Raw genomic sequence first — 13,054 nt, forward strand, 5'->3', positions numbered from 1 at the left:
CCTTAGTTCACCCAAACGCGCGCATTGCGGAACATGCGCATCAGGGGTGCGTCTTCCTGCCACTCATCCGGGCGCCAGGAGTTCTGCACAGCACGGAACACGCGCTCCGGGTGCGGCATCATGATGGTCACACGGCCATCGCGGCTGGTGAGGCCGGTGATACCACGCGGCGAGCCGTTCGGGTTGGCCGGATAGGCTTCGGTGACCTTGCCATGGTTGTCGACGTAGCGCAGTGCCACGCAACCGGACACATCGGCTTCGAGCAGTGCCTCTTCGCTGGCGAACTCGGCATGGCCTTCACCGTGGGCGATGGCGATTGGCATGCGCGAACCGGCCATGCCCTGCAGGAAGATCGAGTTGGACTTCTGCACCTCGACCATGGCCACGCGCGCCTCGAACTGCTCCGAGCGGTTGCGCACGAAGTGCGGCCAGTATTCGGTGCCCGGAATCAGCTCGTGCAGGTTGGACATCATCTGGCAACCGTTGCACACGCCCAGGGCGAAGCTGTCGGTACGCTCGAAGAAGGCCTGGAAGGCATCGCGGGCACGGGCGTTGAACAGTGCCGATTTGGCCCAGCCCTCACCGGCACCCAACACGTCACCGTAGGAGAAGCCACCACAGGCCACCAGGCCTTTGAAATCGGCGAAATCGACACGGCCGGCGAGGATGTCGCTCATGTGCACGTCGATGGCGGCAAAGCCTGCGCGATCGAACGCGGCAGCCATCTCGACCTGGCCGTTGACGCCCTGCTCACGCAGGATCGCCACTTGTGGACGTACGCCTTTCTTGATGTACGGCGCGGCGATGTCGTCATTGACGTCATAGCCCAGCTTGGCCGACAGGCCTGGGTTGTCTTCTTCGAGCAGCAGGTCGAATTCCTGATCGGCACCGTCGGCGTTGTCGCGCAGGCGCTGGATCTGGTAACTGGTCTCGGCCCACTGGCGCTGCAGCATGCGGCGCTCGTCGTCGAACAGCACTTCGCCATTGAGGCTGATGGAGACGTCACCGTTGTTGACCGGCTTGCCGATCACCGACACACAGCCTTCGCCCAGGCCGGCGGCGCTGAATTGGGCCAGCACGTCCGGAGTGGCATCCTGGCGAACCTGGATCACCGCGCCCAACTCTTCGTTGAAGAGGATGGCCGGTACGTCCTTGCGGTTGTCGGTCAGCGTGTCGAGCTGCAGGTCGAGACCGCAGTGGCCGGCAAAGGCCATTTCCAGCACGGTGGTCAGCAGGCCGCCGTCGGAACGGTCGTGGTAAGCCAGCAGGTGACCATCGGCGTTCAGGCCCTGGATCACGGCGAAGAAGGCCTTGAGGTCTTCGGCGTCGTCGACGTCCGGTGCCTGGGCACCGATCTGGCCGTAGGTCTGGGCCAGGATCGAGGCGCCCATGCGGTTCTTGCCGCGGCCCAGGTCGACCAGGATCAGGTCGGTCTCGCCCTTGTCCATGCGCAGTTGCGGGGTCAGGGTCTTGCGCACGTCGGTAACCGGGGCGAAGCCGCTGACGATCAGCGACATCGGCGCGGTGACGCTCTTCTCGACGCCGTCATCGCTCCACTTGGTCTTCATCGACATGGAGTCCTTGCCGACCGGAATGGTCAGGCCCAGCTCCGGGCAGAGCTCCATGCCGACAGCCTTGACGGTGTCGTACAGGCGAGCGTCTTCACCCGGGTGACCGGCGGCGGACATCCAGTTGGCCGACAGCTTGATGTCGGAAAGCTTGGCGATTGGCGCCGCTGCCAGGTTGGTCAGGGTCTCGCCGATCGCCATGCGGCCGGAGGCTGGGGCGTCCAGCAGAGCCAGCGGGGTACGCTCGCCCATGGCCATGGCCTCACCGGTGTAGACATCGAAGCTGGTGGCGGTGACGGCGCAGTCGGCCACTGGCACCTGCCACGGGCCGACCATCTGGTCGCGTGCCACCAGGCCGGTGATGGTGCGGTCGCCAATGGTGATCAGGAAGCTCTTGCTGGCAACCGCCGGGTGATGCAGGACACGTTCGACGGCCTGGTCCAGGTCCAGCTCGCTCGGGTCGAAATCATCGCCCAGCTCGGCTTCGCGGGTGACCGAACGGTGCATGCGCGGCGGCTTGCCCAACAGCACGTCCAGCGGCATGTCCACCGGCGTGTTGCCGAAATGGCTGTCGGTGACGGTCAGGTGCTGCTCTTCGGTGGCTTCACCCACTACCGCGAACGGGCAGCGCTCGCGTTCGCAGATGGCTTGGAAGCGCTCGAAGTCTTCGGCGCTGACAGCCAGCACGTAGCGTTCCTGCGACTCGTTGCTCCAGATTTCGTGCGGGGCCATGCCCGGCTCGTCGTTGGGCACGTTGCGCAGCTCGAAGCGACCACCGCGGCCACCGTCGTTGACCAGTTCGGGGAAGGCGTTGGAGATACCACCTGCACCCACGTCGTGGATGAAGGCGATGGGGTTCTTGTCGCCCAGCTGCCAGCAGCGGTCGATGACCTCCTGGCAACGGCGCTCCATTTCCGGGTTTTCGCGCTGTACCGAGGCGAAGTCCAGGTCAGCGGAGCTGGCACCGGTAGCGACCGACGAGGCAGCGCCGCCGCCCAGGCCGATCAGCATGGCCGGGCCACCGAGCACGATCAGCTTGGCACCGACGGTGATCTCGCCCTTCTGCACGTGGTCTTCACGGATGTTGCCCATGCCGCCTGCGAGCATGATCGGCTTGTGGTAGCCGCGGACTTCTTCACCACGCGGGGTGTTGATGGCCTGCTCGAAGGTACGGAAATAGCCAGTCAGGGCCGGGCGACCGAATTCGTTGTTGAACGCAGCGCCGCCCAGCGGGCCTTCGACCATGATGTCGAGGGCGTCGACGATGCGGCCTGGCTTGCCGTATGGCTTTTCCCATGGCTGTTCGAAGCCCGGGATGCGCAGGTTGGAAACGGTGAAGCCGGTCAGGCCAGCCTTGGGTTTGGCGCCGCGACCGGTAGCACCTTCGTCGCGGATTTCGCCACCGGAGCCGGTGGAGGCGCCGGAGAACGGGGCGATGGCGGTCGGGTGGTTGTGGGTCTCGACCTTCATCAGGATGTGCACCGGCTCCTGTACCGCACCGTACTGGCGGGTCTCAGGGTTCGGGAAGAAGCGACCGGCGACGTTACCGACGATTACCGAGGCGTTGTCCTTGTACGCGGACAGCACGCCTTCGCTGTGCATCTGGTAGGTGTTCTTGATCATGCCGAACAGGCTCTTTTCCTGAGCCTGGCCGTCGATGTCCCAACTGGCGTTGAAGATCTTGTGGCGGCAGTGCTCGGAGTTGGCCTGGGCGAACATCATCAGTTCGATGTCGTTCGGGTTGCGCTTGAGGCCCTGGAAGGCGTTGACCAAGTAGTCGATTTCGTCTTCGGCCAGGGCCAGGCCCAGGTCGACGTTGGCCTGGGCCAGGGCCGCGCGGCCGCCAGCCAGGATGTCGACCGAGGTCATTGGCTTGGGCTGGGCGTGACTGAACAGGTCGGCTGCCTGTTCCAGCTGACCCAGGACGCGCTGGGTCATGCGGTCGTGCAGCTCGGCGGCGATGACTTCGGCGTCGGCGTCGCTCAGGTTGCCCGCGACGTAGTAGGCGATGCCACGCTCCAGGCGCTGGATCGACTGCAGGCCGCAGTTATGGGCGATGTCACTGGCCTTGCTGGCCCAGGGCGAAATGGTGCCCAGACGCGGGACGACCAGGAACAGGCGGCCGCTTGGCTCCTGTACCGGGACGCTCGGGCCGTACTTGAGCAGACGGCCCAGCACCTGCTGCTGGTCGGCGGTCAGCTCGCCGTCGACGTCGGCGAAATGGGCGAATTCGGCATACAAACCAGTAACAGCGGGGACTTTCTGGCTCAGTTGCTCGAGTAATTTACCGTGGCGAAAGGCAGAAAGGGCAGGAGCGCCGCGCAGGATCAACATCGTCGGGACAGCCTCAGGAAGGGGTGTGCTTAGAGGCCGTGCATTCTAGCCTAATTCGATAACTTTCGGCACCCGCTCTACGCCACGGCTGCCGGGCGGTGGAACCGGACTTTCGGGTCAGAAATTTAGAGTGATTGGATTGAGAGGCGCAGGGCCTGGGGGATCGAACGCCGCCTGCACGGCGCATCGCGAGCAAGGCTCGCTCCTACGCTTGTTTCGAGCCAGTAATGCCAGTGACGAACGCGCGCGAATCCCACAGGCATAACTGCAGGAGCGAGCCTTGCTCGCGATGCGCCGTGCAGGCGGCGCTCGATCTCCCATCCCCACTCCCCCTAAAGCCGGCCACCTTAGGCACAGGCGCAGCACATAACCCGCTACCAGACAAGCTAACCGTTGTCGAGATATGGCGGGGCCGGTCCTTTGCGTATACTGCAACCTATGTTCGCCCACACTGCTTTGCGCCAGCGCTGCGCCAGATGGCTCATCGCAACCGGACTCTTTCTGATGCTCGGTGCCTGTGTTGAAAAACCCAGCACCCTGGAGCGCGTGAAGGAGGATGGTGTGCTGCGCGTGATTACCCGCAACAGCCCGGCCACCTACTTCCAGGATCGTAACGGCGAAACCGGCTTCGAATACGAGCTGGTCAAGCATTTCGCCGATGATCTCGGCGTGAAGCTGGAGATCGAGACCGCCGACAACCTCGACGAACTGTTCGACCAATTGAACAAACCCTCCGGTCCGGTGCTCGCAGCGGCGGGCCTTGTCAGCAGTGAACGGCGCCAGACCCAGGCCCGGTTCTCCCACCCCTATCTGGAAGTGACCCCACAGGTCATCTACCGCAACGGCCGCCCACGCCCCACCGACCCCAAGGGGCTGGTCGGCAAGAAAATCATGGTGCTCAAGGGCAGCAGCCACGCCGACCAGCTGGCCGCGCTAAAAAAACAGTACCCGTCCCTGCAATATGAAGAGTCGGACGCCGTCGAGGTGGTCGACCTGCTGCGCATGGTGGATGAAGGCCAGATCGACCTGACTCTGGTCGATTCCAATGAGCTGGCCATGAACCAGGTCTATTTCCCCAACGTGCGGGTGGCCTTCGACCTGGGCGATACCCGCGACCAGCGCTGGGCGGTGGCTCCGGGTGACGACAACAGCCTGCTCAACGAGGTCAACGAGTTCCTCGACAAGGCGCAGAAGAATGGCACCTTGCAGCGCCTGAAAGATCGCTACTACGGCCATGTCGACGTACTGGGCTATGTCGGTGCATACACCTTCGCCCAGCATCTGCAACAACGCCTGCCCAAGTACGAGAAACATTTCAAAAGCTACGCCAAGGTCGAGAAGGTCGATTGGCGCCTCCTGGCCGCCATTGGCTACCAGGAATCGATGTGGCAGCCGGAAGTCACCTCCAAGACCGGCGTACGCGGCCTGATGATGCTGACCCAGCGCACCGCCCAGGCCATGGGCGTATCCAACCGGCTGGATCCGAAGCAAAGCATCCAGGGCGGTGCCAAGTACTTCATGAAAATCAAGGCAGAGCTCGATGACAGTATTCAGGAGCCGGACCGCACTTGGTTCGCCCTGGCAGCATACAACGTCGGCACTGGCCATCTGGAAGATGCCCGCACCCTGGCCAAGCGCGAGAAGCTGAACCCGAACAAGTGGTTGGACGTGAAGAAAATGCTGCCGCGCCTGTCGCAGAAGCAGTGGTACCGGCAGACCAAGTACGGCTATGCCCGCGGTGGCGAACCGGTGCATTTCGTGGCCAACATTCGTCGTTACTACGACATCCTCACCTGGGTGACCCAGCCGCAGCTCGAGGGCCAGGTGGCCGAGGGCAGCCTGCATGTGCCCGGGGTCAACAAGGACAAACCAGCGGATCAATCGCCGCCGATGTGAACCTTCACGGCCTGACCGCCGGCAAACCGGCTCCTACAGGCTGTGCACAGCCCCTGGGCAGCGCTAGGCTGAGTGAAAAGTCTTGGGATGAAGCTCAGGCAAGGCGAAAACAGCCGAGGAAGCGGCGTTTACGGGTTGTGAATGAGCCTACCGAGGCTGTTTTCAACGCAGCATCACCGCGTATCAAGGCTTTTCGTACAGGGCCTAGGCCTTGGCCCGGCGAGCCTTGAAAAACTCACTCAGGAGCTGCCCACACTCTTCGGCCAGCACCCCGCCTTCGAACATCACCCGGTGGTTGAGAAACCCCTGGCTGAAGAACTGTCCCTGGCTCTGCACGATACCCGCCTTGGGCTCCAGCGCGCCATACACCACCCGCGCCACCCGCGAATGCACGATCAGCCCCGCGCACATGCTGCAAGGTTCGAGCGTCACGTACAGGGTGCTGCCAGGCAGGCGATAATTGCAGGCTGACTTGGCTGCCGCCCGAATAGCCACCATTTCGGCGTGGGCACTGGGGTCGCTGTCGATGATCGGCCGGTTGAAGCCCTGGCCGATCACCTGCCCATGCTGCACCAGCACCGCGCCCACCGGCACCTCGCCCATCGACGCGCCCTCGGCAGCCAGGGCCAGTGCCAGGCGCATGAATTCCTGATCGCGGCTGCGATCGATGATCTGCGCACGCATCAGACCACCGCAATCGCGGCCATCAGGCCGGTTTCCATGTGGTCGATGACATGGCAATGGAACATCCATGTGCCTGGGTTATCGGCCACCAGCGCGACTTGTGCCCGCTCGTTCTTGCCCAGCAGGTAGGTGTCGGTGAACCAAGGCTCGACGATGTCGCGGCGGTTGGAAGCGATTACCTTGAAACTCATGCCGTGCAGGTGAATCGGGTGCTGGTACTGGGTCATGTTCTTCAACTCGAAGATGTAGCTCTTGCCCTTCTGCAGCGTAGCGATGGGGCGGTCGGCGCAGGTCTTGTCGGTAATGTCCCAGGCCTGGCCGTTGATCTGCCACAGGCTAGGCGGCTTGCCGTTCTCGGTGTTGACCGACACTTTACCAACCCATTCGAAATTGAAGTTCAGCTTCTGGGCATTCTCCAGGTCCGGTTCGGCGATCGGGTTGGCCGGCAAAGCCGGCGGCCAATCGCTGGGCGCATCAGTGCTGGCCACGGAGCGCAGGGTGCCCAGGCGCACGAAGCCATCGCGCAGGGAAATCTCCTCTCCCACCTCTGGAATGCGGATGGCCAGGCAAATACGCATGCCAGGGCCAAGCCAGTATTCGTCTTCCAGCGGGCGCGGCGTGACGGGATTACCGTCCAAGGCATAGATCTTCGCCTCGCAGTTGCCCTTGAGGTTGAGCCGGTAGGTCCAGGTGTTGTCCAGGTTCAGCAGGCGCACGCGCACCACTTGGCCGGCAGGCAGTTCGGTGACCGAGTCCGGCTGGCCATTGATGGTGATCAGCCGCCCAGCCGTGCCGTTGCGCGCCGCCTCGCGTGGAATGCTGAAGGGCAGCCAGGCGCCCTGCTCGTCCACGTGCCAGTTCTTCAGGCTCAGCGTGCGCTCGTGGCGGAATCCGGTGGGCTCGCGCTCCTCGACGATCAATGGTCCGACCAGGCCACGCCCCAGCTCCTCGGAACTGCTGACATGAGGGTGATACCAGTAGCTGCCGGCGTCCGGCACACGGAATTTATAGTCGAAATACTCGCCTGGTTTGACCGGCAACTGTGAGACGTATGGCACACCGTCCATTTCCAGCGGCAGACGGATACCATGCCAGTGGATGGTGGTTTCCACCGGCAAGTGGTTGATGAAGCGCACCCGCAGCCAGGTGCCCTGTCGCACCCGCAATTCGGTGCCTGGGGCCGACGGACCGAAAGCCCAGGCCTCGGTCTTGAAGCCAGGCACCAGCTCCACATCCAAGGGGGCGGCGATCAACTCGTAGTCGTGCCCGGCGTTCTCGTCTTCGACCTTGCCCAGCCAGTACCGCGCCGCCCCTCCGGCGCCCAGGCCTACCACAACCAGGCCTGTCAGGCCTTTGAGCATTTGTCGACGGGTGAAGGACATCGGTGCGGGTACCTCGTGTTCGGCGCAATCAGTCTGCCAGCAGCCGCTGGCGATGAAGGGCGAATACGATACACCTGCAAATGGGAAATATTAAGTGAAGGATTGTATCGCTGGTTTCGAGCCTCTTCGGGCGGTGGAATCGAGTTGGAGGCGGGTTTGCACCCGCTGTCCTCTCACGCTACCGTACAGCATTGCGTGCAAGTATCGGGCTTTGGTGGTCAATGCAACCTTACCCCGCCGTGCCGCCTCTATCGGCTTGCTGTTCGCCAGGCCAGCACCTTGCCTCGGGCTTCCTACAGATCCGCAGTCGCGACACCCTTGCCCCTGGCTAACACGTGCCGTCGCCGGGTGTGCAGAGGACTTTCACCTCCAAGTCACCCGCTTGGCCACCACTACCAAGCGGGTTGCACTGATGCGCAACGCGCCGAGCCTGGCGCATTAACGACAAGGGCGCCTTGCGGCGCCCCTGTGGCTCAACTCATTCCCACTCGATGGTGGCTGGCGGCTTGCTCGACACGTCGTAGGTAACGCGCGAGATACCGTCGATTTCGTTGATGATACGGCCGCTGACGGTCTCCAGCAGCTCGTATGGCAGGTGCGCCCAACGAGCGGTCATGAAGTCCACGGTCTCGACGGCACGCAGGGCCACGACCCAGGCGTAGCGACGACCGTCGCCAACGACACCCACCGACTTGACCGGCTGGAACACCACGAACGCCTGGCTGGTCTTGTGGTACCAGTCTGCCTTGCGCAGTTCTTCGATGAAGATGTGGTCGGCGCGACGCAGCAGGTCGGCGTATTCCTTCTTCACTTCACCCAGGATACGCACGCCCAGGCCTGGGCCCGGGAACGGGTGGCGGTAGACCATGTCGTACGGCAGGCCCAGCTCCAGGCCGATCTTGCGCACTTCGTCCTTGAACAGTTCACGCAGTGGCTCGACCAGCTTGAGGTTCATTTCCTCCGGCAGGCCACCGACGTTGTGGTGCGACTTGATCACGTGAGCCTTGCCGCTCTTGGCGCCAGCCGACTCGATCACGTCCGGGTAGATGGTGCCTTGGGCGAGGAACTGAATGTTCTCCAGCTTGCTGGCTTCGGCATCGAACACGTCGATGAAGGTGCGGCCGATGATCTTGCGCTTCTTCTCTGGGTCGGCTTCGCCGGCCAGATTGTCGAGGAACTGTTTTTCAGCGTCGGCGCGGATGACCTTGACGCCCATGTTTTCCTTGAACATGGCCATGACCTGGTCGCCTTCGTGCAAGCGCAACAGACCGTTGTCGACGAACACGCAGGTCAGCTGGTCGCCGATGGCGCGGTGCAGCAGCGCGGCGACCACGGAGGAATCGACGCCGCCGGACAGACCCAGCAGGACGTTGGCCGAACCGACTTGCTCGCGAACCTGGGCAATGGCGTCTTCGACGATGTTGGACGGGGTCCACAGGGCTTCACAGCCGCAGATGTCCTGAACGAAACGGGACAGGATGCGACCGCCTTGCTTGGTGTGGGTCACTTCCGGGTGGAACTGCACGCCGTAGTAGCCCAGGGCATCGTCGTACATGCCGGCGATCGGGCAGCTCGGGGTGCTGGCCAGCACGTGGAAGTTGCCCGGCATCTGGGTAACCTTGTCGCCGTGGCTCATCCACACGTCCAGGCCCAGTACACCGTCGTCATCGACGTGGTCTTCGATGCCATCGAGCAGGCGGCTCTTGCCTACTACATCAACGCGGGCATAGCCGAACTCACGCAGGTCGGAACCTTCGACCTTGCCGCCCATCTGCTCGGCCATGGTTTGCATGCCATAGCAGATACCCAGCACCGGGACCTTCAGGTCGAATACCGCTTGTGGAGCGCGGGGGCTGTTGGCTTCGTGGACCGACTCGGGGCCGCCGGCGAGGATGATGCCGCGCGGGTTGAATTCGCGGATCGCTTCATCGGCCATGTCGAACGGATGCAGCTCGCAGTACACGCCGATTTCGCGCACGCGGCGGGCGATCAGCTGGGTGTACTGGGAACCGAAATCGAGGATCAGGATGCGGTGAGCGTGAATGTCGAGGGCCATGACTCAATCTCGTCAGTGGAAATCGGAAACGACGCGGGGCTGTCATGACAGCCCCGCTTTCTGTTGTAGCTGGAAGCCTCAACCTACGCGGTAGTTAGGGGCTTCTTTGGTGATCTGCACGTCATGCACGTGGGACTCGGCCATGCCGGCACCGGTGATGCGCACGAACTCCGGCTTGGTACGCATCTCTTCGATGGTCGCGCTGCCGGTGTAGCCCATGGACGAACGCAGGCCGCCCATCAGCTGGTGGATGATCGCAGCCAGGGCGCCTTTGTAAGGGACGCGGCCTTCGATGCCTTCCGGAACCAGCTTCTCGGCACCGGCCGAAGAGTCCTGGAAGTAACGGTCCGAGGAGCCTTGCGCCTGTGCCATCGCACCCAGCGAGCCCATGCCGCGGTAAGCCTTGTAGGAACGGCCCTGGAACAGCTCGACTTCACCCGGTGCTTCTTCGGTACCGGCGAACATCGAACCCATCATCACGCACGAGGCGCCAGCAACGATGGCCTTGGACAGGTCACCGGAGAAGCGAATGCCACCGTCGGCGATCAGCGGGACACCCGTGCCTTCCAGTGCAGCGGCAACGTTGGCGATGGCGCTGATCTGCGGCACGCCGACACCGGCGACGATACGGGTGGTGCAGATGGAACCTGGGCCGATACCGACTTTGACCGCGTCGGCGCCGGCTTCAGCCAGGGCCTTGGCAGCAGCGCCGGTGGCGATGTTGCCGCCGATCACCTGCACGTGCGGGTAGTTTTCCTTGACCCAGCGAACGCGGTCGATGACACCCTTGGAGTGACCGTGGGCAGTGTCGACGACGACGACGTCAACGCCAGCGGCAACCAGGGCGGCAACGCGCTCGCCGGTGTCCTTGCCGGTACCGACGGCGGCGCCAACGCGCAGACGACCCTGGTCGTCCTTGCTGGCCAGCGGGTAGGCCTTGGCCTTTTCGATGTCCTTGACGGTCATCATGCCCTTGAGGTTGAACTTGTCGTCGACGATCAGGACTTTTTCCAGACGGTGCTTGTGCAGCAACTCGCGGACTTCGTTCTTGTCGGCGCCTTCGCGAACGGTGACCAGACGCTCTTTTGGCGTCATCACGTCGCGGACCTTGGCGTCCAGACGGCTTTCGAAGCGCACGTCACGGGAGGTCACGATACCGACCAGGTCACCGTTCGCCAGCACCGGAACGCCGGAGATGTTGTTCAGGCGGGTCAGGTCGAACAGGTCGCGCACGGTGGCGTCGGCGTCGATGGTGATCGGGTCCTTGACCACGCCAGCCTCGAACTTCTTGACCTTGCGGACTTCGCCGGCCTGCTGTTCGATGGTCATGTTCTTGTGGATGATGCCGATGCCGCCTTCCTGGGCCATGGCGATGGCCAGGCGCGCTTCGGTCACGGTATCCATGGCAGCGGAAACCAGCGGAATGTTCAGCTCGATGCCACGGGTCAAACGGGTCTTGAGACTGACTTCATTGGGCAGTACCTCGGAATAACCAGGTACAAGGAGGATATCGTCGAAGGTCAGGGCTTCTTGGCTGATACGCAGCATCGCGGGGGCTCCCGGGCGGGAAAAATGGAAGCGCGCCATTATACTCATCCACGGCGCGCCGCTCAATGCAAAAAAGGGGCCTTCGGTCAGGCGCGTGGCACTTTTACCTGTACCACCGCCACCGGCTGGTCGAGCCAGTCGGCGAAGCTGTCAAGGAAGGCTTGGGTGAATCCGGCCTCGCCCCAGTTGTTGAAGATGAATCCCAGGTTGGAAAAGGCACATGGCTGGAGGAAGAGAAAGCCATTGATGTCATCTTCGAAACCACACAGCGGGCAGGTGAAGTTATCGCTGACGCCGGGCATCCACTCCTCCAGGCTTTCGAACAGCGGCTCGCCCACTTCGCGGCGGCACTCCGGACAGCCGGCCTCTTCGAGAAAACCTTCGGTCGGGGTATAGATGCAGCGCTTGAGCACCACTTCCAGCCCGTTGACCTGCTCGCCGAAAGGCAGTTTCTCGGGATGCAGCGCGACCTTGCGCGCGCCTTCGGACAGGGCATGGCCCATGCGGTTGCCGGTTCGACCACAGGTGGTCAGGTGCTCCTCGACGATCTTCTCGCGCACCAGCCAGCGCAGGATGGCCCTGGCACGGGCTTCGTGCACGGGCACGGTGGAAAGTTTCGGAACGATGATGCTTTGGGTGTTCATCAAGCAAGCGAGCCTACGGACTGCGGTAATGAGGCAATTCTAACGCTCACGCACTCAGGTAGCGACCGATCAGGGCCAGGCCGCTGGCCAGGACCAGCCAGGTGACCAGGCGCACGAAGGCTTCGCGGGACAGCTTCGTGGTCAGCCGGCGCCCGGACCACAGGCCTATGAACATCACCGGCAGCAGGGAGACTGCCAGCAGTAGCAGGCTCGCATCGGCATAGACACCGGCGATCAGGAACAGCGACAAGCGCACCACCGTGCTGCAACTGATCAGCGCGCTCTGGGTTGCCCTGACCTGCTCTTTCGCGTCCAGCCGTGCGCTCAGGTAAATGGCATACAGGAAACCACCACTGCCGAACAACGCCCCGAACAGGCCGCCGACCGTTCCCATCGGCACCGCCCACCAGCCGGCCAGCCTGGCCGGTCGCACCTTCACAGCCAGGCCATAGATCGCGTAGGCGGTGACGAACAGCCCCATCAGTAACAGCAGCAGGTCGGACTTGAGCCCCAGCAGGAACACCACGCCCAACGTGCAGCCCACCGCCATGCATGGCAGCAGGCGCAGCAGCTCATCGCGCACCACATCACGGCGTGACGGCAGCAGGTTGCCGAATGCGGCGACGAAGTCGAGCAACACCAACAGCGGGATGATGCGGGACAGCGGCATGAAGTGGATCAGCACCGGGCCGGCCACCAATGCCGTGCCGAAGCCAGCGATACCGAAGACGATGTAGGCAACGCCAATGGCGAGGAGAATGGGTAGCCAGTCGAGAGGGCTAAGTGACAGCTGGGTCAGCATCTTGCTTGATTCCTGTGGAGTCCTTGGTGTGTCCGTCACCGGATTGCGCCGAGGCGGACAGGGGCATGCCTTTAGGGTTATAGCGCGTGGGTAATCGAGCGCCGCCCGCGCGGCGCATCGCGAGCAAGGCTCGCTCCTAC

General features: G+C 63.0%; 8 protein-coding genes. 1 reads left to right on the forward strand and 7 read right to left on the reverse strand.

The features are described from left to right. Positions 1-2: 2 nt before the first annotated feature. Positions 3-3,902, reverse strand: a complete 3,900-nt coding sequence (gene purL / locus P3R38_RS19720; RefSeq protein WP_023382074.1) for a phosphoribosylformylglycinamidine synthase — start codon at positions 3,900-3,902, stop codon at positions 3-5. 438 nt (positions 3,903-4,340) lie between these two features. Between purL and mltF the strand changes: the two genes are divergently transcribed. Continuing rightward, a complete protein-coding gene (gene mltF, locus P3R38_RS19725) occupies positions 4,341-5,798 on the forward strand; it encodes a membrane-bound lytic murein transglycosylase MltF (protein ID WP_023382075.1) in 1,458 nt (485 codons plus the stop codon). A gap of 204 nt (positions 5,799-6,002) precedes the next feature. Here the strand turns inward: mltF and tadA are convergent, their stop codons facing one another. The 6 genes from tadA to P3R38_RS19755 form a co-directional block, all read right to left on the reverse strand. Next, positions 6,003-6,482 carry a tRNA adenosine(34) deaminase TadA gene (gene tadA / locus P3R38_RS19730; protein ID WP_104881326.1) on the reverse strand — a complete coding sequence of 160 codons (480 nt, stop codon included), beginning with the start codon at positions 6,480-6,482 and terminating at the stop codon, positions 6,003-6,005. Next, on the reverse strand, positions 6,482-7,864 hold the full coding sequence (locus P3R38_RS19735; RefSeq protein WP_023382077.1) for a multicopper oxidase family protein: 1,383 nt from the start codon (positions 7,862-7,864) through the stop codon (positions 6,482-6,484). The genes tadA and P3R38_RS19735 overlap by 1 nt, the downstream gene beginning before the upstream one ends. A gap of 478 nt (positions 7,865-8,342) precedes the next feature. Further along, entirely contained in the window at positions 8,343-9,920 is a 1,578-nt protein-coding gene (gene guaA / locus P3R38_RS19740) for a glutamine-hydrolyzing GMP synthase (RefSeq protein WP_023382078.1), read from the reverse strand. A gap of 78 nt (positions 9,921-9,998) precedes the next feature. Then, a complete protein-coding gene (gene guaB, locus P3R38_RS19745) occupies positions 9,999-11,468 on the reverse strand; it encodes an IMP dehydrogenase (RefSeq protein ID WP_023382079.1) in 1,470 nt (489 codons plus the stop codon). Between the two features lie 86 nt (positions 11,469-11,554). Continuing rightward, positions 11,555-12,112, reverse strand: coding sequence for a hypothetical protein (locus P3R38_RS19750; RefSeq protein WP_023382080.1), 558 nt, complete (start codon positions 12,110-12,112; stop codon positions 11,555-11,557). A gap of 46 nt (positions 12,113-12,158) precedes the next feature. Beyond that, positions 12,159-12,914, reverse strand: a complete 756-nt coding sequence (locus P3R38_RS19755) for a sulfite exporter TauE/SafE family protein (protein WP_277686525.1) — start codon at positions 12,912-12,914, stop codon at positions 12,159-12,161. Positions 12,915-13,054 lie beyond the last annotated feature (140 nt).

This window comes from Pseudomonas sp. NyZ480 (assembly GCF_029537255.1).
GTDB classification, from domain to species: domain Bacteria; phylum Pseudomonadota; class Gammaproteobacteria; order Pseudomonadales; family Pseudomonadaceae; genus Aquipseudomonas; species Aquipseudomonas taiwanensis.

Coding starts and splice junctions, on each gene's coding strand:
- P3R38_RS19735 (WP_023382077.1), bottom strand. CDS start 7,864: ATGTCCTTCACCCGTCGACAAATGCTCAAAGGCCTGACAGGCCTGGTT.
- guaB (WP_023382079.1), bottom strand. CDS start 11,468: ATGCTGCGTATCAGCCAAGAAGCCCTGACCTTCGACGATATCCTCCTT.
- P3R38_RS19750 (WP_023382080.1), bottom strand. CDS start 12,112: ATGAACACCCAAAGCATCATCGTTCCGAAACTTTCCACCGTGCCCGTG.
- mltF (WP_023382075.1), top strand. CDS start 4,341: ATGTTCGCCCACACTGCTTTGCGCCAGCGCTGCGCCAGATGGCTCATC.
- tadA (WP_104881326.1), bottom strand. CDS start 6,482: ATGCGTGCGCAGATCATCGATCGCAGCCGCGATCAGGAATTCATGCGC.
- guaA (WP_023382078.1), bottom strand. CDS start 9,920: ATGGCCCTCGACATTCACGCTCACCGCATCCTGATCCTCGATTTCGGT.
- P3R38_RS19755 (WP_277686525.1), bottom strand. CDS start 12,914: ATGCTGACCCAGCTGTCACTTAGCCCTCTCGACTGGCTACCCATTCTC.
- purL (WP_023382074.1), bottom strand. CDS start 3,902: ATGTTGATCCTGCGCGGCGCTCCTGCCCTTTCTGCCTTTCGCCACGGT.